The sequence below is a fragment of the Pseudomonas sp. LBUM1646 genome (assembly GCF_059716165.1).
Genome location: NZ_CP166810.1, coordinates 2,822,955 through 2,841,659 on the forward strand (window position 1 = coordinate 2,822,955; position 18,705 = coordinate 2,841,659).

The 18,705-nt window shown below is 58.3% G+C and carries 20 protein-coding genes and 2 pseudogenes; 6 read left to right on the top strand and 16 right to left on the bottom strand.

The features are described 5' to 3' along the window. Window positions 1-311: 311 nt before the first annotated feature. The 11 genes and pseudogenes from ACA071_RS12995 to ACA071_RS13045 form a co-directional block, all read right to left on the bottom strand. Window positions 312-824, bottom strand: a complete 513-nt coding sequence (locus ACA071_RS12995; protein ID WP_133835971.1) for a hypothetical protein — start codon at window positions 822-824, stop codon at window positions 312-314. Then, a complete protein-coding gene (locus ACA071_RS13000) occupies window positions 824-2,119 on the bottom strand; it encodes an ATP-binding protein (RefSeq protein WP_133835972.1) in 1,296 nt (431 codons plus the stop codon). Before ACA071_RS13000 ends, ACA071_RS12995 begins: the two co-directional genes overlap by 1 nt. A 341-nt stretch (window positions 2,120-2,460) precedes the next feature. Further along, a complete protein-coding gene (locus tag ACA071_RS13005) occupies window positions 2,461-2,751 on the bottom strand; it encodes a fructose-bisphosphate aldolase (protein WP_497644712.1) in 291 nt (96 codons plus the stop codon). Between the two features lie 560 nt (window positions 2,752-3,311). Then, a complete protein-coding gene (locus tag ACA071_RS13010; protein WP_163914171.1) occupies window positions 3,312-3,512 on the bottom strand; it encodes a PLDc N-terminal domain-containing protein in 201 nt (66 codons plus the stop codon). 59 nt (window positions 3,513-3,571) lie between these two features. Beyond that, a complete protein-coding gene (locus tag ACA071_RS13015; RefSeq protein ID WP_497644713.1) occupies window positions 3,572-3,775 on the bottom strand; it encodes a hypothetical protein in 204 nt (67 codons plus the stop codon). A 131-nt stretch (window positions 3,776-3,906) separates the two neighbouring features. Continuing rightward, a complete protein-coding gene (locus ACA071_RS13020; RefSeq protein ID WP_497644714.1) occupies window positions 3,907-5,613 on the bottom strand; it encodes an amidase in 1,707 nt (568 codons plus the stop codon). A gap of 126 nt (window positions 5,614-5,739) precedes the next feature. Beyond that, window positions 5,740-6,198: a metallophosphoesterase family protein gene (locus tag ACA071_RS13025; protein WP_497644715.1), complete on the bottom strand. Its 459-nt coding sequence runs from the start codon at window positions 6,196-6,198 to the stop codon at window positions 5,740-5,742. Then, complete coding sequence (locus ACA071_RS13030; RefSeq protein ID WP_497644716.1) at window positions 6,195-6,689, bottom strand: PaaI family thioesterase; 495 nt, start codon at window positions 6,687-6,689, stop codon at window positions 6,195-6,197. Before ACA071_RS13030 ends, ACA071_RS13025 begins: the two co-directional genes overlap by 4 nt. 43 nt (window positions 6,690-6,732) lie before the next feature. Further along, window positions 6,733-7,580, bottom strand: a pseudogene (locus tag ACA071_RS13035) (GGDEF domain-containing protein). A gap of 253 nt (window positions 7,581-7,833) precedes the next feature. Next, on the bottom strand, window positions 7,834-8,067 hold the full coding sequence (locus tag ACA071_RS13040) for a hypothetical protein (protein WP_497644717.1): 234 nt from the start codon (window positions 8,065-8,067) through the stop codon (window positions 7,834-7,836). 18 nt (window positions 8,068-8,085) lie between these two features. After that, on the bottom strand, window positions 8,086-8,283 hold the full coding sequence (locus tag ACA071_RS13045; RefSeq protein WP_497644718.1) for a DUF1737 domain-containing protein: 198 nt from the start codon (window positions 8,281-8,283) through the stop codon (window positions 8,086-8,088). A 183-nt stretch (window positions 8,284-8,466) separates the two neighbouring features. Here ACA071_RS13045 and ACA071_RS13050 point away from each other — a divergent pair, with 183 nt between their 5' ends. Further along, window positions 8,467-8,814, top strand: a complete 348-nt coding sequence (locus tag ACA071_RS13050) for a hypothetical protein (RefSeq protein ID WP_497644719.1) — start codon at window positions 8,467-8,469, stop codon at window positions 8,812-8,814. A 10-nt stretch (window positions 8,815-8,824) separates the two neighbouring features. After that, a pseudogene (locus ACA071_RS13055) lies at window positions 8,825-9,460 on the top strand (LysR substrate-binding domain-containing protein); the annotation flags it as partial. Window positions 9,461-9,670: 210 nt separating this feature from the next. Here ACA071_RS13055 and ACA071_RS13060 read toward each other — a convergent pair. After that, on the bottom strand, window positions 9,671-9,919 hold the full coding sequence (locus ACA071_RS13060; RefSeq protein WP_497644720.1) for a hypothetical protein: 249 nt from the start codon (window positions 9,917-9,919) through the stop codon (window positions 9,671-9,673). A 227-nt stretch (window positions 9,920-10,146) separates the two neighbouring features. Here ACA071_RS13060 and ACA071_RS13065 point away from each other — a divergent pair, with 227 nt between their 5' ends. Continuing rightward, window positions 10,147-12,066, top strand: a complete 1,920-nt coding sequence (locus tag ACA071_RS13065; protein ID WP_497644721.1) for a tyrosine-protein phosphatase — start codon at window positions 10,147-10,149, stop codon at window positions 12,064-12,066. 50 nt (window positions 12,067-12,116) lie between these two features. Here the strand turns inward: ACA071_RS13065 and ACA071_RS13070 are convergent, their stop codons facing one another. Further along, window positions 12,117-13,052 (bottom strand): helix-turn-helix transcriptional regulator, encoded by a 936-nt coding sequence (locus tag ACA071_RS13070; RefSeq protein WP_497645301.1) that lies wholly within the window; start codon window positions 13,050-13,052, stop codon window positions 12,117-12,119. A 180-nt stretch (window positions 13,053-13,232) separates the two neighbouring features. Between ACA071_RS13070 and ACA071_RS13075 the strand changes: the two genes are divergently transcribed. Beyond that, window positions 13,233-13,625, top strand: a complete 393-nt coding sequence (locus tag ACA071_RS13075) for a GFA family protein (protein ID WP_497644722.1) — start codon at window positions 13,233-13,235, stop codon at window positions 13,623-13,625. A gap of 14 nt (window positions 13,626-13,639) precedes the next feature. On the opposite strand, the gene ACA071_RS13080 is transcribed toward ACA071_RS13075, so the two are convergent. The 3 genes from ACA071_RS13080 to ACA071_RS13090 form a co-directional block, all read right to left on the bottom strand. Further along, window positions 13,640-14,323, bottom strand: coding sequence for a hypothetical protein (locus tag ACA071_RS13080; protein WP_497644723.1), 684 nt, complete (start codon window positions 14,321-14,323; stop codon window positions 13,640-13,642). Window positions 14,324-14,336: 13 nt separating this feature from the next. Beyond that, window positions 14,337-15,161, bottom strand: coding sequence for a suppressor of fused domain protein (locus ACA071_RS13085; protein ID WP_497644724.1), 825 nt, complete (start codon window positions 15,159-15,161; stop codon window positions 14,337-14,339). 81 nt (window positions 15,162-15,242) lie between these two features. Beyond that, window positions 15,243-16,247 carry a LacI family DNA-binding transcriptional regulator gene (locus ACA071_RS13090; protein ID WP_497645302.1) on the bottom strand — a complete coding sequence of 335 codons (1,005 nt, stop codon included), beginning with the start codon at window positions 16,245-16,247 and terminating at the stop codon, window positions 15,243-15,245. A 180-nt stretch (window positions 16,248-16,427) separates the two neighbouring features. On the opposite strand from ACA071_RS13090, the gene ACA071_RS13095 reads away from it, so the two are divergent. Both ACA071_RS13095 and ACA071_RS13100 read left to right on the top strand, forming a co-directional pair. Continuing rightward, a complete protein-coding gene (locus tag ACA071_RS13095) occupies window positions 16,428-17,594 on the top strand; it encodes a Gfo/Idh/MocA family protein (protein ID WP_497644725.1) in 1,167 nt (388 codons plus the stop codon). After that, window positions 17,591-18,694 carry a sugar phosphate isomerase/epimerase family protein gene (locus tag ACA071_RS13100; RefSeq protein ID WP_497644726.1) on the top strand — a complete coding sequence of 368 codons (1,104 nt, stop codon included), beginning with the start codon at window positions 17,591-17,593 and terminating at the stop codon, window positions 18,692-18,694. Before ACA071_RS13095 ends, ACA071_RS13100 begins: the two co-directional genes overlap by 4 nt. Window positions 18,695-18,705: the final 11 nt, after the last annotated feature.

Consider the following 18,705-nt stretch of genomic DNA (forward strand, 5'->3'; position numbering starts at 1 on the left):
ATGATCACGTTATAAACGCGCATCAGCGCGGGCCTTACTTAATTCAGAAAATGAGGAAGAAAAATAGATCTGTTCCTTTAATTCCATAAGGTTAGAGCTGGATCACAAGCGGGAGATGGCAATAGCAGTGGGGGATTCTGGAAGAGTTAGTTTAAGACGGCATTAAACAAAAAAGGAAAGCCTGACTTTATTGTCGGGCTTTTCTATAGGAAAAATAATGAATCTGTCCCCTTGCCGAGGTTGATCCGAAAAGGTGAGAGGTTTTGGTGAGGTAAATATGTCACCTTTATTCGGGGTATTAAAGCTAGGCGTCAATAATATTGATGCGCGAATGTATCTGGTTCCATTGCTTTTAAAGCTCGATGGCAAGACCAAATATGAGCGGGCCACTTTTTGTCCCTTTGCTCGTATCCTTTTTTGATTGTCATTGCTACATCGATAATAGAACAGTCCGTCAGTCCAAGTCCTTGTCGAATGTTCTCTTGATAACGTTGGCATAAAGTTGGGAGTGAAGAGAGTTCAATGAATGCATGTTCAGAGTTTCCGCTAGGTACAATGGTAAATGGTGTATTCTTTGTCCAGGCAGATAGGACCATTGTTTTAAAGTTTTCTGCGATAACTCTCTGAGCAGCATGGTTTTGTATATCGACAATATGATTCGCTAGTTCATAAAGGACTCCTAATGGACAGTAAATATCATACGATTTTTTTATTGCGTCTTCAAATAGAGCAACAGCCATTTCGTGCTTTTCCTGAACATGGTCCAAGGGTACTTTAAACAATTCAAGGAGGAAGGAGGTGTCTAGGACGATTATTTTTGCCATTACTTTAATTGCTCCAACCAGCTAAGGGCTTCAGCTTTTTTATTGTCTTCAAAGCCAGGTTTCAAGTGCTTGTCAAATATTGACTTTGTAACTATGTCACCTAAGCCGCTAGCGGATTCAAGTAGATAATCGACTTTCGGGATTTTTAAGAGGCTCACTAGTTTAGAAGTGTCCTCATCAGCATCCCAGTAGCAGACATGTACATTTTTCAGCCATACGCCGTCTAATGAATTCAAACTTGCTGGGTTGTGAGTGGTTAACATTACGTTTAGTTTGCGTCGTGTGACAATTTCTTTTATTGCATTTATCAGGACATGCGCGCGGCTTGGATGAAGGCCGTTATCAAATTCTTCAATGACAACTCTCGATTTTTCACTGATGGTTTCAAGTGCGGTGACCACAGCTATGATTCTGAGCGTTCCATCTGATATCAATCGAGCATCAACTAATCGTTCTCCAAGCTTTATGCCGAAAAGAACATCATTCTGAACTGTACGGGCGAAGTCGAATTTCAAAAATGGTTCTTCTGGTATTTGTCGGACGACCTTTAGAATGTTTTCGAGAGACGCTTTTCCATCCTTAACAAATGTTTCTAACCCATCCAGCACCGCTGAAATATTTGAACCATCTTTAAGGAGGCTATCCTGACCGATTCGTACGTAATTTCGCATTGACTTTGGACTGGGATCAATTACAAAAGATGATTGTAAGTGCTTCTTTATCGCGCCAATTGTACGCACGGCATCAAGCTTGTTGCCTTTGTCGCCACTGGAGTTTTCGGATATCAACTCTTCATAACGAGATATTACTGATCGGTCGCCGTACATTGATTTATGAGGTTTTGTACCTCCTCTAGCGAAGTTATCAAAGCGAACGGTCAATAGTCCGTCTTTGCTCCGCTCCTCGGACATGGCGAGAAATAATTTTCGTTTTCCGACAAAAAGATGTTCGCTGATTACTCTAGGGAACGGATCTACTGATATGACTATCTGGTAATCAAATGCTTGGTTTTTTCCCATGAACTCGATGTTTGCTTTAAATCCTAGCGTAAAGTTTTTTTCACCAAATTTTACGCAGCTATGAATTCCCCCGCGTACCCCGTCAGGTCGCGATAAAGAACTGGGGGAATCTACCAATTCATGTAAAGGTTTACCCGCTGCAACATATGCCAGCAACTCAACGCCTTCTATAAGATTAGATTTTCCGCTCCCGTTTTTACCAATGAGCAATGATAGTGCCGAAAACAGATCTATCTCGGCATATTTATAGTTTTTGAAATTTATAAAATAGTGCATGTGAAAAGTTTCACCTTGGTGTTGATTTTCGATGAAGGTTGACGACGCCGTGAACCTAATAATAGCTGGGTATCGTTTTGGCTGTCACCTCAATACAACCGATATCGCGGTGCGTCACTCATTTTGACGGATTCAAGAGGGGTGTAATCTCTTAACGATTTCTTTTATCAAAATTTGACTTTTGTCTTTGACGGCTACGCTTGGCGTTTTCAGAAATGGGCATTTCGCGAGCTTATCGTTCTGAGTCTCTAATGCGGCGGTGTTTTTGTAGAGGCGAATGTGAAAAAGCCCCTAGAAAGTCGTAACTATGCGCAGTTCTAGAGGCTGAAGCGTGCTTCTTTTTATCTATTCGGCGTATCAAACCCCCGCTGCTCAATCACCCGAAACACATCATGTACATCCCGGATCAGGATCCAGGCGATGTTGGTGACGGTGTTGATGTCGTTTTCGGCGTAGTCGGGGAGGGTGGTGCAGCCCATGAGGTTGAGGTATTTGAGGACGGCGTTGAGGCGTTCGCTGACGCAGTTGTGGAGTTCGCGGAGGGGGGCGTCGTTGTCGATTAGGAGGACGGGGTAGTCGGTGGCGAATTGGGACATGGGGGTGAAACGGCGAGGTGGATTGTTCGTAGTCATAGGATCTGCTCTTCAATTGATTAGAAGTGCCACCTTTCTGCTGCGAAACAAATGGGTGGCAGCTATGTGCGGGTTCGCAGACCGGAGAAGAGACTAAAACCGGCAGACCCGAAGGTCTCCCACACACAGCCGCCATAAAACGTAACGGTGGCGAATTTTGCCACAGTTGTCATTTGACGGTGTGTATCCACTTCTACAGGGCTGCGAAACCCTATCGCCAATTTTTGTTGGTGACGGATCGAATATAGGTGGCCACTTTGGTGCTCGCAACCGGGGTGTAGGACGCCTTTACGGCCATCGTGGTGAAGGGGGTTTGCTGCGTTTGGTGATGAAACCCTTGTGAACCGGGCATTCGGAAATGTCTGAGGAAATCGGGGGCAGGGGATTGGGGTTGCTTCGCTGCTCGGCGGGGGTAAGGTCCCTCGCCACAAAGGGTGTTTTCCTACGTGGTTTTCAGACGTGAAGATCAAAAGATCGCAGCCTTCGGCAGCTCCTACGTGGGTTGCGGCATTCAGAAATGATAAAGCCCCGAATCTTCGGGGCTTTTTGGAGGGCGGCGGTTATTGCGCGCTGTGGGTGCTGTGTTTTGGTCCGGCCAGTGCCCAGGCGATCAGGCCGATCAGGGGCACGAACACGATGACGACGATCCACACGCCTTTGTTGTCGATCTTGCTGCCGCTCTTGATCACTTTGTTGATCGCCCACAATTCAATCACCACCAGTATTGCTGCGAGTGCGATCCAGACGTATTCGATTTGCATTAGCCACCTCCTGAAAGTCATTTCTTTAGGCGGGTGGTGGTGGGCAGGGTTCATTAAATTTACGGGGCGGCGGCGCTTTCTATCAGTTTCCAGGTGATGAACGCGATGATGGGCGACAGCAATACCAGCGCGCCAACCGTGCAGATAAGGCCAAACCAGTAACTGCTTTTGCCGGTGAAACGGCCAAGCGTTATGGTTTTCAGCACCCAGTAACCGACCGGGTAGCAAATGACCTCAAACAGGAAACCCAGCAGCGCTTCCATAGCACTCCCCTATCTAGGTTGGTTCAGGAAGATGGCCGCTCGGATAGCCAGTCAGCACAACGGACGCCTGATCATTGGGCTGGAAAATCCAGCAAAAGGCGGACGCAACCTCGCGTCCGCCTATCATCCTTTTACTTGCGCAATGCCGGCGTACGCGGCGGAATCATCCGCTTGCTTCCGGTCGATTCAAACGCCGAAGCCAAGCGCAGCAACGTCGAATCGTCATACGCCCGACCCGCAAATGTCAGCCCAACCGGCATGCCGATGTCCGCCATCACGCCCATCGGCACAGTCACCGTCGGCACACCCAAATGCCGGATGGCGAGGTTGCCGTTGGCGACCCAAACACCATTGCTCCACGCGATATCCGCCGACGCAGGATTCACATCCGCATCCGCTGGCCCGACATCACCAACTGTCGGGAACAGCACCGCATCAAGCCCAAGCCGATCCATCCAGTGTTCAAGGTCGAGTCGGCGGGTTTGTTCAAGCCCGCGCAGGCCATCGGGCACGGTGCTGATCTGGTCCCACGGTGTAATCCCGCGCTCAGCCATCCGCACATATTCATCCATGCCCGCCGCAAGGTCGCCCTCGCGATTAGGCAACGTCCCCGGGTCATGCGGGAAGATCAGTGGCCCATCCACATCGACCAGGCGATTCAATTTCGGATCGCCATTGGCCTGCAGGAAATCATCAAACGCCCAAGCCGTCAGGTCCCACAACTCATGGTGTTGGAACTCCTTGGACACGATCCCGCGATTGAACACCGTCGGCGCGCCGGGGCGATCACCCTCGCAATTGGACACCAGCGGAAAATCGACTTCGATCACTTCAGCGCCCGCCGCTTCGAGTGCCTGGCGCGCCTGTTTCCAGAGCTCGATCACCGAATCACGGGTGTTGATGCGCTGCCCGGTCGGGCCGCCGATACCCGGCGCTTCAGAGGTGCCGGCTTCAGGATCGGCGTTGATGTACATGCGAGGAATGCCAAGGCGTTTGCCAGCGAGCGCTTCGGGCTTCGCGGCAAGGTCGGCATAGGACGCAGGGCGCACCGAAGCGACGCTCGGAATCGGCACCCACGGTTGCATCCGCCACAGATCGCCGCGTGTGTCGGGGTCTTCCGCAACCACCACGTCGAGCACTTCAAGCAAGTCAGCCATGGTCCGGGCGAAAGGCACGACCACGTCCATGGTCGGGGTCAACGGCCAGTTGCCGCGCACCGAGATGATTCCGCGCGACGGCGTGTAGGCGCACAGGCCATTGTTCGATGCAGGGCCGCGACCGCTGGACCAGGTTTCTTCCGCCAGGCCGAATGCCGCGAAACTGGCAGCGGTGGCCGTGCCAGCACCGTTTGACGAGCCCGAGGCAAAAGGCGCGGTGAGGTAATCAGCGTTGTACGGGCTCTCGGCCCGGCCGTAGACCCCACGCTGCATCCCGCCGTTGGCCATCGGCGGCATATTGGTTTTGCCGAGGCAGATGGCGCCAGCGCCGCGCAGGCGTTCGATGGTGAAGGCATCGCGATAGGCGACAAGGTTGGCGAACGCGGGACTGCCGGACGCGGCGGTCAACCCCTTCACCAGATAACTGTCTTTGGCGGTGTAGGGGATGCCATCGAGCGGACCGAGCGTTTCGCCCTTGGCCCGGCGTGCATCGGACGCCTGCGCTTCGTTCAGCGCCTCTGGGTTGCGCACCACCACGGCGTTGAGGGCGGTGGGGGTGTCGGGGCCGTCGTAGGCCTCGATTCGGGCGAGGTAGGCCTGGACCAGCTCAACCGCCGTGGTCTGGCCCGATTCGAGCGCAGTACGCAGCTCGGCAATGGAAACCTCGGTGACCTCGATCATGCTGTTCTCTCAAAATGGCTGTTCATGGTTGTTCTCATTGCACGGTGTTGCGCGACAGTGTCTGCGCTTTCAACTGGCGCTATTTAACACCAAGCGGGGAGTCGAGGCACGGCGAAGGGCGATCCATCAGTCGAGCAGTGGCACCAGGCGCGGTTCGATGGAATGGGCGAGCACGTCAAGCAGCGCCAGCGTGACCGGCAGTTTGAACCGCCGACGCCCGGCGCTGCCCGGATTCAGGTAAAGCACCTCGCCGCGCCATTCGATGCTCGGTTTGTGCGAATGGCCGGTGATCACCAGCCGGATGCTGTCATCCAGATTGGCTGCAACATCGGCGATGTCGTGCACCAGCAGCACCTTCCAGCCGTTGAGGTCGAAACGCAGGCAATCGGGTAGCTCGTGCGCCCAGGGCGCGTCCAGATCGTTGTTGCCGCGCACGGCATGCACCGGAGCGATAGCGGCCAATTGTGCGAGGATCTCCAGGCTGCCGATGTCGCCTGCGTGAATGATGCGCTCACACCCTTGCAGGGCCGCGATGGCTTCGGGGCGGAGCAGGCCGTGGGTGTCGGAAATGACCCCGGTTTTCATCGGCCGTGCGCTGCGTTCGCCAATTGCCCGGTATCCACCCGCACGAAAATCGAGTCGCCGATCGCGGTAAGCACGTCGCCGGCGTAAACCTCGCAAACCACCCGGGTTTTGCGCCCGACATCGCCCTCGACTTTCGCCCGCAGGGTCAGCGGCACGCCCATGGGCGTCGGTTTGATGAACTTGATCCCGAGATTGCCGGTGACGCAATCGATGCGCGGCAGGCTTCCGGCCTCGCGCTGTTCCGCGCGGTAGTGGTAGGCCATCGCTGTCCAGTTGGAGTGGCAATCGACCAGCATCGCGATCAAGCCGCCGTAGACCAGGTCCGGCCAGCCGCAGTATTTGGCCTCTGGAATGTGCTCGGCGATCACGTGCACGCCGTCTTCATGCCAGACACTCTTGATGTGCAGCCCATGGGGATTGCTGCCGCCGCAGCCGTAGCAAACGCCTTCGGGCGCGGCGCTGTCTTGCAGGGGCGTTTCGAAAGGGGGCATGAGCGGGTCCTCTTGAACAATATGAGCCAGACGTTGGCGGAGTTTAACGCTGAACGCGGTCGGGAATGGATTCGCTACCGGCCACTGTCCGATCAATCAGACGAATGCTGTCGCGTCCGCCGCGCTTGGACGCGTAGAGCGCGGCGTCACCTTGCTCGATCAATGCCGCTAGATTGGCTGGCGGTTGACCGAAGAGGGTGGCGCCGATGCTCAAGGTCACCGGTTCGGGCGTGGTAAAGGTCTGTGCGGCGGTCTGCTGAAATTGCTCGCGCAGGGCGTTGCCCAGGCTGATGACCCGCTCGGTGGAGGCGTTATTGAGCAAGATGATGAACTCATCACCGCCGAGTCGGGCCGCCAGCTGCCGCTTCGGGCAGGAGCGAGCGAATCATCTCGCTCAGTGCGACAAGCAGTCGGTCGCCGGCGGTGTGGCCGGGCAGGACGCAGCTGCACCGCGCCCACGCTCAACGACTTGCCGTGAGGGCGTAGCAGGAAACTGGCCCGCAGCGTCGACAGCGCGACCAACAGTGAGTTGGCCAGCAGCATGACTTTCGACCAGGTAGGCCCGTCCGGCAATAACAGCATGGCCAGCCAGGCGATGAAGATCAGCGACCAGCCACGGGACAGCCGCGTCTGGGTGAAACGCGCAACGCCCAACAGGAACAGGAAGTGGGCGGTCACCAGCAGGCCGTTGGCGAACCAGATACCGATCAGCAAAAAGCCGCTGCTGCGCAGCAGGGCGAGGGCGGAGCCCACGGCGATCGTGGCAAACCCGGCGCTCCAGAACAGCAACGAAGGCTCACGAATACTGCGCCATTCGATCGCCAGGTACAGCGCGGCGGCCGCGGCAAGGGCGACCGAGAGTGTCAACATCGTGGGCGGGTCGAGCGGCATTTCCTGACGGGCCTGGCTGGTTTTTGGAGAGAGACCGCGATTGTATGCGTTTGGCCCGATGCTGGTCACTCAGGCGAACACCCTGTAGCAGCTGCCGAGGCACGAGGCTGCGTTCGGCTGCGAAGCAGTCGTGAAATCAGGCGGCGCGGTGTTTCAGGAAGACCGCGTGTTCAGGTTTTGCGACTGCTTCGCAGCCGAACGCAGCCTCGTGCCTCGGCAGCTGCTACAAGGCGAACGCAGGTTTCGCCATTTGCTACAGCCACGACTCCACGATCCGCCGATCCAGCTCTTCCCAGTCGGCCATGCCTAATACGCGAGTGGTGTTGAGCCCGCGCAAATACCCGCGCAGCTGGTTGGCGACGGCACGCACGGATTCCGAGTCGGGCGCCTGCTCGCGCAGCACGATTTCGTAGTCGACCAGGTATTCGGACACCCGGTCGCGGAATTCAGGCAGAACGGCATCGCGGATCAGATCAAAAGTTCGCACTGCGGACCTCGTTGGTTTTCAGTTAGGAGAGGGGACACTTGCGGGCCAGACGATCGCTTGCGCGACGATCACATGTTCCCCATTAAACGTCACCGCAGGGGAGCCGTGAAGCACGTAACCCATTTTCAGGGCCTCGCTGACGCGGTGGCAGAATGTGGCGTCATCGGGGCCCGTGAGCACTCTGTAAATGGGCAGTCCTTCAGGCGGTAAGCTCATCTATCAATATCCTCGGAAGTTTATTGGCATCGCAGTATTTGGGGGCGTCTGGCAGCATCAGGTGATTCTGGCAGCAACACTGTAATAAATGCTTATATTTTGTGCCCTGACAACCTCGCAAGCGGTCTCAACCTGACTCGACAAGGTCTGTCGACGCTCATCACCCAACGATTGGATTTACGGATGAAACCAACGCTGTCGCTCCTGCGCCACACAAAGAAAATCATTGCCCTGACAACCCTGTCCCTGTTTCTCTCCGGCTGTGTCGGTGTCGTGGTTTCAATGCCAGAAGAGCAAAGTAGCCGTACGCGCTTGATTGAGGAAGAAACCGATAGCGACACCACTCGGGAATGGTGTGGTGTCACGCTCTGGGCGGTCATTGTACCGATCCCCTTGAAATTACCCGTCTGCAAGCTTCACAAAGGACAATCCTTAAGCTCACCGTTTTATGCCTGTGGCCCGTTGATGATCCTGGGACCTATCGTCCATGGGTATGAGGGAAATGCGCTGTGTGGCATGTTTCCCAAGTAGTCATGACAAGGAACTGTTGAACACCCATGACCGGGTGCTCGCGGACTTGCACGGCACCCATTTGGCGGGACGCATTACCCTGGGCGTGCCCGATGAATACGCTGTCCACGTCATCCGCGACATTCTGCCGACATTCGCGGCTGCCTGGCCCAATGTGGTGCTGGAGCTGAGGACGGCGCCAAGCTACGCGCTGCGGGAACAGGTTCAGCATGGCAAGCTTCAGGCCGCTGTGATTGCCCAACCCAAGGGGCAACTGAATGAGAACGCCCAAGTGCTCGTTTCTACCAAGCCTGTCTGGGTGGGGCCGACAACGACAATGCTCGCGCTGACGGACCCGCTGCCACTGGCCGTGCACGCGGCGCAATGCCCTTATCGGCAAGCGATGATGGAGTCGCTCAAGCAAAGCGGTCGCCGGTCGCGGGTGGTGCTGGAAAGCCCGTCCAACCAGGCGGTCAAGGCGTGTGTGGAGGCCGGGTTGGCAGTCAGCCTGATAGACCGCGCGATGGTGACGGAAAACATGCAGATTCTCGACGGTTTGCCCGACATACCGGAGCATGAAGTCGTGTTTATGCGATCGCTGTCGTCACAGGATGATGAGGCGGTGAATCTGTTGGCCCAGGCGATGCAGCAGTACTTTCGGTTGTAGTCAGCGAGCAAGCGGAGTCCGGTGTGCTGTTCGGCTATCGCACAACTGGAGTCGGGCGCATTGGGCTTCAAGTTTTCCGCGATGGCGCTTCGAGGGGGCAACCGACAAGCTGAGGAGGCGTTCGAAACGGCGCAGGGAGACTACCCGCAAGTGCTCGATGCCCAGCGGTTGTTCAGGGTGCCACTTCCTTTGTGATCGAGACCAACGCCGTCACTGTTTCGGTGGTTGTGCCTTGTCCGTCGTTTCGGTCGAAGAGTCTGCTTCTTTTTCCATGGCTTGCGAATCGGCGCCAGAGTTTGAACCTGAAGCCTCCTCGCCCTTCTTATTGGCTTTCTCATCGTTGGATTCAGCGGTGGTTGAGGGGGTAGATTCTGCAGCCGTCTTCTCGGCTGCAAACGCGAAAAGACTGCAGGGCATCAGCAGGCTTGCGAATGTGAGTGCGGCGATTGTTCTGTTCATCGTTTGTATCTTCCATGCGGGGGTATAACGCATTGGAAAAACAGGAATGAAGAAGGTGCTGTGTCACTGACGAGCGGCAGAAGTCGCACGAACCTTTGAATAGGGACAGAAAACGCACCCTACGGCCCCTTCACGCAGGCATTTTCCGCCATCGGCAATTTGTCACATTCAGTCTCACTTCATTGCAGATAGTAGCCAGCCCAACGCGTTTTCAATGAGGCTGCCCCGTGTTTCAACGTCTTCTGTGTTCGCTGTCCGTTTTGAGCCTGTCCATCGCCGCCGCCCAGGCTGCCGAGACCACTTCCCTCGATACTCCACATCTGCGCAGCATTGATAATTTCCGCGATATCGCCGGCACCACCACCGCGTATTCCACGGCCAACGACGGCACGATGCGCAGCGGCGTGTTCTACCGCTCCAATGCGTTGACCCCGTCGGCGGCGGATCTGGCCACGTTGAATGGTCTCGGCATCAAGGCGATCTACGACCTGCGCACGCCGAGTGAGATTGCCGCCACGCCCGACACGCTGCTCACGGGGGCGACCTACGAGAACATCGACATCATCGGCAGCACCACATCCGGCTCGAACATCACCACGGTTTCGTTCAAAAGCGCCGCCGATGCCATCGCCATGATGCAGCAGACCAACCGTGCATTCGTCAGCGATGCGGGGATGCGCGGGCAGTTCACCCGGCTGTTCAATGAACTGGCCAGTGTCGATGGCGCCCAACTGTTCCACTGCACCGCCGGCAAGGACCGGACGGGTTGGACCGCCGCTGTGTTGCAGAGCATCGCCGGCGTCGACAGCGCCACCATCATGAGCAACTACCTGGCGACCAACGACTACACCGCCGCGCGTGTGGCCGCGACCCTGAAGGCGCTGCCGGCGAGTATGGCGGCGGTCTATGCGCCACTGCTCGGGGTCGAGGCCAGCTACTTGCAGGCGGGTTTGGATCAGGTGACCGCGCAATACGGCAGCATGGACAATTACCTCAAGCAAGGCCTGGGTCTGTCCCAGGAAACCCTCTATGTGCTGCGCGGCAAAATGGTCGAATACAACAGCCTGCCGGGCCAGGCCGGCCTGATCGGCAACGCCGCCGCCGGCGCGCAGTTGTTGCAACAGTTGCAGAACAGCCACCTGTCCGGCACTTACAGCGCCTATAACTACTACCTGCAATCAGCCATCGATGCCGGCAGCCTCGGCGGGGTCGAATCCACCGTCGGCGGCCAGGTGCATGCGGACGCCGCCAGTTACCTGTTGCGCCAAGGCGCGATGATCGATCAGGCGGCGGCGCCGTTCAGCAGCGGCACGGACCTCAAGGTCGGCCAATACCGCTTGTGGAGCACCGCGCTGGCGGGCTATCTGGGCACCGACGACTCGTCCCACGCCGCCAGCAGCAACGAGCACAGCCAAGGGTTGATGGTCGGCCTGACCCAGCGCTTCTCCGAACAACTCAGCGCCCATGCCGGCTTCGGCTACAGTCGCGGCAACGTCGGCGGGGCGGGTGGCGAGGCGGATACCGACTTGACCTTTTTCAGCGTGGGCGCGCGTTATGCGCCGGGCGGTCTGGAACGCGGATTATTTGTCGACGCCGACGTAAATGCCGGTTGGCTCGACTACGACAGCAAACGCGACCTCGGCGGCGGACTCGGCTCGGCCAAGGGCGATAGCCATGGCAATCTCAGCGGAGCAAGCCTGGCGCTGGGCTACCGTTTGCCGGTGAGCGGCATGATTCTCGAACCGAGCCTCGGTGTGCGCGTCAGTCATCTGGACGTGTCGGGCTTCCAGGAGAAGGGCAGCGAACTGGCCCTCGATGTCGATGGCTTTCAGGCAACCCGCCGCAGTGCCGTGGCCAACCTGAACGCATCGTTCGCGCCGATGGGCATGGGCGCGTGGAATCTGGTGCCGGGTGTCGAAGTGGGCTACGAGTATGTGCTGGGTGATCACACCGTCGACAGCGAAGGACACTTGCTGGGCCTGGATATTGAACAGCGCGCCGCCTTCGACAACCGCGATCAGTTCAGCGGCGGTGTCAATCTCATGGCCAACCTTGGCGCGCTAAGTGTGGGGGCTGAAGTTGGCGCCAGCGGCGGAGGTGACAGCCACGGCTTCAGCGGCGGTCTCAAGGCCAGTTATCTGTTCTGACCGGCACCAATGGACCTGGCCGCCGCTGTCCGGCGGGCCAGGCCCTGTCTTTAGCGTCGGCTTTTGAGGCCTTTTTTCACATCCGCCGGGCTGACACCGTAGGCGTTCTGGAAATACTGGCAAAACCTGCCGACATTGCTGAACCCGTACCGCAGGGCCGCATCGGTTACGGACGTCGAAACACCCCGAGCAAGATCATCGTAAGCGCGCTCCAGGCGTACCTGCCGCTGATAAGCCACGATCGACATCCCCACAAATCGCTGAAACCCATCCTGCAAAGCACGCTGGCTGACGTTGCTCAATTGCGCGAGCTCCGTGCCGCTGACGAGGTTGTCGGGATGCTCCTGAATGTACTCGACCGCCAGTTTCACATGCCGTGGCGCAATCAGCGGCGCAGGGTGGCGAAGGGCTTGGCTGAAGTTGTGCGGCCAGGCCTCCAGCACCGCGTCCACCAGCATTTCCCGAAGGCGCGAAGGCATCAGTGTGCCGGCGTTGATCAGCAGGTCGAACTCGGTTCCCGTGGCCAGATCAATCAAGGCCTTGATGCCCTGGAACGCCGGGGAATCCAGATCCACCTCTGGCTCGAAAATCACCTTCTTCAAAATCGGCTTGCCCAGCAGCGTCGACAGACGCTCGGTGAGCAACCCACGCCTGATCGAAATCCCGTGCTGCGCATGATTGTCGATAAAACGCATCGAGCGAATATCGGCTTTGTCGATTGCCAGGCCGACGTGGACAACGCCCACCGACTCGGCCCCGTGGTTGAAGATGATTTTGCCGGCGGTAGGGATGACGAAGGTGATTTCGTCAACGGGATCGGGAAAGGCCACCGCGAAGTCGCCACGGTAGTGCATGCGGCGAAAACTCACACCTTCATGCCGGCCGTAGACGCCGCCGATGATGATGTGCCCCGGCGGGGGCGGCGTGTCGGCATAGCGGTTGCCGAACAGTTTCGAGAACAACGCGCCAAAGTCGTCGCAGCGCATGTCGTTGGACCTGAGGATGATTTGCTGGCGTGGCGAGGTTGAGAACACCTTGAGGGGCACCTTGGGCAGGGCAATGGGGGCAGGGCGGGGAAGATAGCAGGCGGACGTGACTGGTTTGTTACGGGGGATGTTTGGGCTATTTTTAACAGGCCCATCGCATGATTTCAGAGGAGACGCAGCATGGACCGATTCACTGGCGGTTGCCTGTGCGGCAATGTCCGGATCGAGGCATCGGGCCGACCCTATCGCGTCGGCCTGTGTCACTGCCTCGACTGCCGCAAGCACCACGGGGCGCTTTTCCACGCCTCGGCGATTTTCCCTCAGGACGCAGTGACGATCGAAGGCGAAACCCGCGACTACGCCGGGCGGTTTTTCTGTCCCCGCTGCGGCTCGTCGGTGTTCAACCGCAGCGCCGACGAAATCGAAGTCAACCTCGGCTGCCTGGACGCGCCCGACCAACTGACGCCCACCTATGAAAGCTGGATCGTGCGTCGCGAGTCCTGGTTGCCGGCGTTTCCGCTCGCGCGACGGTACGCGCATGATCGTGAGGGCACGGGGCGTTTTGAAGAGTGAGCGATGCGCACGCGTCACTGCACCAGGTAAGCGGCCTGTGAATCATGCAGTGGGTGCGCCAGGTTGAGCGCCTGTTTGATGACTCGCAGTTCCTCGCCCGTGAGCCGCTTCCTGCCCATCTCATGGAAGGCGCCACCGGGGTCGATGTGCACTGAAAATAACCCGAACAGCTCGTCGCCGGATTCCTCGAGGATCAATTCCAGGTGCGCCTCGTTTGAGGTATTCGCCGTTAAATAGGTAAATCCTTCAACGAGCGCGCGACCACACCAGTGCAGCTCATCCCATGCCAGAAAATTCCCTTGCTCGCTGCCAATGCCTTGCAGATTCCAGGACGTCGAGCCCTCCCGAGATGCTTGCAGGGCCGGGAGCAATCGTTTGCAGGAGAGGATCTCGAGTTCGTACTTGCGCTCGCCATCTGAAGTGGAATGCGGGGACGCTTGAGCGGCGCCGACGACGTGTGCTTTCAAGAGGTGGCTTTGGGCAATTTCGGAAGGTTGTTCACTCCAGCCATTCAAGTCGGACACGGGCGGGCACCAGATCAGCAGAATGGTTGCACCGGCTTCCAGGCGGTCGTCGCGATCAAAGAACGCGAATGTCTTTTTACCAACGGCCGGCACGATATCGTTGAGGTGGATGACCGGGGCGCTGTAATCAACGCCCGAATCCAGCGACCAGAACCTCGGACGATAGATTTTCATTTGAACCGCTCGGTCATACAACGCTGGCACGCTGCAGGCTGCTCCTATGCCCAACGCCCGCAGCTTTCAGACGGATCACCAGGTCCTCACGCGCCGCGCGTCCACCGGCACGGACGTATTCAAGTTCTGCTCCGGTGATCAGTACCACTGGAACCAGGCTGACCGGCGATAAGGGCATGTCGTCCAGGCGGGTCGGGAAATCTGCTTCCGGGGCGCCCAGCAAGACGCCGGTCGAGTCGTCAGCGGTGATGAAATGTTGGGGAAGTTGATCTTTCATGTGGTGCGACTGGCTGACCCCGGGGCATTCGAGGGATAGCGCGCCGTATTGTTCGAGCTGATGGGTGATTCCTCCCGCATCGGCCACGGTCTTGGCCACGTGTTCCAGCAGCTCGAAGGCCCAACTGCGCTGGAAAGGATTGACCTCACCCAAGGGGCCACGGGCGTGCTCGGGGATATCGGCGGTTTCGATGAACAACTCCATCTCGAAACCATTGCCCATCCCTTCGGCATCATCGAACGGGTCGGACAGGCCTTCAGTGGCGAGGATGATCGAATCGCCACGGCGAACCACCCGGTAGGCCTGGCGGGTCGATGGCCAGTAAGGTCCACCTGACAGGCTGGGACTGATGAAGTAGGCAAGGACATCCTGCTCGACGGTGCCGACCGCGCGCCAGTGACGATCCAGGCACGCCTCGCTGGCTTGTCGAGCGGCCTCATTGGCCGCGTCGAATTCCGCCGAGTGGCTGGGAGTAATCGGCTCGGAGAATGCGTGAGGTGGCTGGACATCCGGGGTTGCAGGGCGTTTCAGTAAATCGAGAAGCTTCTTGAAGAAATTCATGGGCGTTCCGTGCTGGATGTTGGCTTGGCTCTGCCAGTGTCAGCACTCGCCGAACCGGTCGTAGGGGTTAAGTACATTGCCTCAGCGTTCATTGACCACCGCCGTGCTATCGCGCAACGTCACTTCAAACGGTAATACCACGTGCCGCTGTGCAATCGGTTTTTTCTCGATCAGGGCAATCACCATCTCGACGGCTTTCTGGCCGAAGGCTTCGGCGGGTTGGGTGATGGTGGTCAGGGGCGGGTCGCAGTACGCCGCGAACGGGATGTCGTCGAAGCCCACCAATGAAATATCCTCGGGGACCCGCAAACCCTGTTGCTTGATTCGTTTCAACGCGCCGATGGCCATTTCATCGTTTTCGCAGAATAGCGCGGTGGGGCGCTCGGGCAACGCCAGCATCGCGGCGGCACCGTCATGCCCAGCCTTCAAACTGAAATCACCGTGGCAGATCAGGGCCGGGTCGGAGGCGATGCCGGCGTGGCGCAATGCTTCCTGATAGCCGACCACGCGGTCGCGGGTCAGCGGGCTGCTTTTCGGGCCTTTGATCAGGCCGATCCGGCGGTGGCCCAGTTCGATCAAATGCTCGGTCATTGCCCTGGCCGCCGCGCGGTTATCGAGGCTGATGGTGGGATGGCGCCCGCCCTGAATCACCTCGCAGGCATTGACGATGGGCGGTAATTCAGCGTTGGGCAAGGGCGCTTCAAAAGGGTCGTAGGCGCGCAGCTGGATCACGCCGTCGGCCTGATGGGCGTACACCAGCGCGGCGAATTCCCGTTCGATTTCCTCGCGGCCCTGGGTGTCGCACAGCAGCAGTCGATAGCCGGCGGCCTGGGCGGCTTGTTGCGCGCCACTGATCACACGGGCGAAAAAGATATTGGCAATGGCCGGTACCAGAATCACCAGGTTGCCGGTCCGGCGCGAGCGAAACTGCACTGCCATCTGGTTCGGCCGATAGCCAGCCTGTTCCACGGCGGCGGTGACCTTGTCCCGCGTCTCGGGGAGCACGCGCTCAGGCGACTTCAGTGTTCTGGACACCGTGGCCACCGAGACGCCGGCCAGCCGGGCTACTTCACGGATATTGGACAAACTCACCTCGATTTCGAACAGCACGGCCGGCGAGCTTACCGCAGGTCGGCGTTGCGCTGAAATGTCTGGGTTTTTTACCCGGGGGTTTGACACCTTGCCGAACTGGGCCTAAATTTCCGCCACGATGTAACCGGTTACATCATGAGTGTATCCAGCCGCTTAAAACAGAGAAGAGTTGCGATGAATGTGCCAGTGGCAAAAATAAGAATGGGATTTGTCGGGGGCGGCGAGGGTGCTTTCATCGCCAAGGCCCACCGTCAGGCCGCCGGGCTCGACGGCCGTTTTGAGCTGGTATGCGGCGCCTTTAGCCGAGACGCGCAAAACAATCTGAACAGCGGCGCGGCGCTCGGTTTACCTGCATCGCGCTGCTACGGCGACTGGCAGCAGATGATCGAGGCCGAGCGCTTGCTGCCCGCAGAACAGCGCATGGAACTGGTGGTGATCGTCACCCCCAATCACCTGCACGCGCCGGTCGCCAGCCAGGCACTGAAGGCGGGTTTTCACGTGTTCAGCGAAAAACCCGCCGCGCTGAATCTGGCCGAGTTGCTGGCGCTGAAAGAGCAAGTCATTCGCAGCAATCGCCTGTACGGCCTGGCCCACACGTACCTGGGTTACCCGATGGTCTGGCAGGCGCGTGAGATGGTCCGCAGTGGCGTGATCGGCGCGGTGCGCAAGGTCATTGTCGAGTATCCCCAAGGCTGGCTCAGCCAGGATGTGGCCGGGCAGGGCAACAAGCAGGCTGAATGGCGCGATCAGCCGGAATTGTCGGGGTTGGGTGGCTGCATTGGTGATATCGGTACCCATGCCTTTTCCCTCGCGGAGTTCGTCGCCGATCAACCGATCCAGCAACTGTGCGCGATGTTGGGCGTGCACATCCCTGGCCGGCAGCTGGACGATGACGCCTCGATGTTGTTCCAGATGGCCGATGGCGCTAGCGGCGTGTTGATCGCCAGCCAGGTCTGCGCCGGTGAAGAAAACCCGCTGAAGATTCGTGTCTACGGCGACAAGGGTGGACTGGAATGGCGCCAGGAAGAACCCGCCAGCCTGATCCATCGCGCCCTCGATCAACCCTTGCGCATCTTGCGTTCCGGCCTTGGCCAGCCCTGGTTGTGCGCGGCCGCCACCCAACGCATGCGGTTGCCTGCCGGACACCCTGAAGGCTATCTCGAAGCCATGGCCAACCTCTACGGCGATTTTGCCAACGCCATTCGCGGCAAGGTCGTGGGCAACGATGCCCCCGGCGTACCCGGTATCGAGGTGGGGCTGCGCGGCATGGCCTTCATCGAGACGGTGATCGCCAACCATCGCGGCGACGCCAAATGGACCGAACTGGTGTGCACCCCATGACGCTGGAGAATCCTGCCGTGAACGATCAACCCGAAACCATCAAAGGCCTGCGTGGCCCGGGGATTTTCCTCGCGCAGTTCATGTCGGCCGAAGCACCGTTCGACACCTTGACCAACATTGCCCACTGGGCGGCGGCGCAAGGTTACAAAGCCATTCAACTGCCGACCCTCGGTACTCAGTTCATCGACTTGGCGCTCGCCGCCGAAAGTCAGGATTACTGCGACGAATTGAAAGCCGTCTGCGCCCAAGCCGGGGTCGAGATCAGTGAGTTGTCGACGCACCTGCAAGGCCAGTTGGTGGCTGTGCATCCGGCGTTTGACACGCTGTTCGATGACTTCGCACCGGCCCATCTGCGCGGCCAGCCCCAGGCCCGTACCGAGTGGGCCATCGAACAATTGAAGTTGGCCGCACGTGCCAGCCAGCGCTTGGGATTGAAGGCCCACGCGACGTTCTCCGGTGCGCTGCTCTGGCCCTACATTTACCCGTGGCCGCAACGGCCGAGCGGTCTGGTCGAGCAAGGTTTCGCCGAACTGGCCAAGCGCTGGTTGCCGATCCTCGATTGTTTCGAAGAGGCCGGGGTCGATCTGTGCTACGAAATCCACCCCGGCGAAGACCTGCACGACGGCGCCTCGTTCGAGCGCTTTCTGGACGCTGTCGATCATCACCCGCGCGCCGCCATCCTCTACGACCCGAGTCATCTGCTGCTCCAGCAAATGGACTACTTGGGCTTCATCGATCGCTACCACGAGCGGATCCGCATGTTTCACGTCAAGGATGCCGAGTTCCGGCCGGATGCGCGTTCGGGGGTCTATGGCGGTTATCAGGGCTGGGTCGAGCGGCCGGGACGTTTCCGTTCCCTGGGCGATGGCCAGATCGATTTCAAATCGATCTTCAGCAAACTGACTCAATACGACTTCACCGGTTGGGCCGTGCTCGAGTGGGAATGTTGCCTGAAGGATTCCGCGCAGGGTGCCGCCGAAGGGGCGGCGTTTATTGAGCGGCACATGATCAACAAGACGCAAAAGGCCTTCGACGATTTCGCCAGTGTGTCGGCTGACGAAGGTTTCAATCGACGATTGCTGGGGTTGCCCGACGCCTGATCACAGCCCGG

Coding starts and splice junctions, on each gene's coding strand:
- ACA071_RS13010 (WP_163914171.1), bottom strand. CDS start 3,512: ATGCAAATCGAATACGTCTGGATCGCACTCGCAGCAATACTGGTGGTG.
- ACA071_RS13005 (WP_497644712.1), bottom strand. CDS start 2,751: ATGACTACGAACAATCCACCTCGCCGTTTCACCCCCATGTCCCAATTC.
- ACA071_RS13060 (WP_497644720.1), bottom strand. CDS start 9,919: ATGAACAGAACAATCGCCGCACTCACATTCGCAAGCCTGCTGATGCCC.
- ACA071_RS13095 (WP_497644725.1), top strand. CDS start 16,428: ATGAATGTGCCAGTGGCAAAAATAAGAATGGGATTTGTCGGGGGCGGC.
- ACA071_RS13070 (WP_497645301.1), bottom strand. CDS start 13,052: ATGCGCTGCGACGACTTTGGCGCGTTGTTCTCGAAACTGTTCGGCAAC.
- ACA071_RS12995 (WP_133835971.1), bottom strand. CDS start 824: ATGGCAAAAATAATCGTCCTAGACACCTCCTTCCTCCTTGAATTGTTT.
- ACA071_RS13025 (WP_497644715.1), bottom strand. CDS start 6,198: ATGAAAACCGGGGTCATTTCCGACACCCACGGCCTGCTCCGCCCCGAA.
- ACA071_RS13045 (WP_497644718.1), bottom strand. CDS start 8,283: ATGAGCTTACCGCCTGAAGGACTGCCCATTTACAGAGTGCTCACGGGC.
- ACA071_RS13080 (WP_497644723.1), bottom strand. CDS start 14,323: ATGAAAATCTATCGTCCGAGGTTCTGGTCGCTGGATTCGGGCGTTGAT.
- ACA071_RS13030 (WP_497644716.1), bottom strand. CDS start 6,689: ATGCCCCCTTTCGAAACGCCCCTGCAAGACAGCGCCGCGCCCGAAGGC.
- ACA071_RS13050 (WP_497644719.1), top strand. CDS start 8,467: ATGAAACCAACGCTGTCGCTCCTGCGCCACACAAAGAAAATCATTGCC.
- ACA071_RS13075 (WP_497644722.1), top strand. CDS start 13,233: ATGGACCGATTCACTGGCGGTTGCCTGTGCGGCAATGTCCGGATCGAG.
- ACA071_RS13100 (WP_497644726.1), top strand. CDS start 17,591: ATGACGCTGGAGAATCCTGCCGTGAACGATCAACCCGAAACCATCAAA.
- ACA071_RS13015 (WP_497644713.1), bottom strand. CDS start 3,775: ATGGAAGCGCTGCTGGGTTTCCTGTTTGAGGTCATTTGCTACCCGGTC.
- ACA071_RS13085 (WP_497644724.1), bottom strand. CDS start 15,161: ATGAATTTCTTCAAGAAGCTTCTCGATTTACTGAAACGCCCTGCAACC.
- ACA071_RS13020 (WP_497644714.1), bottom strand. CDS start 5,613: ATGATCGAGGTCACCGAGGTTTCCATTGCCGAGCTGCGTACTGCGCTC.
- ACA071_RS13000 (WP_133835972.1), bottom strand. CDS start 2,119: ATGCACTATTTTATAAATTTCAAAAACTATAAATATGCCGAGATAGAT.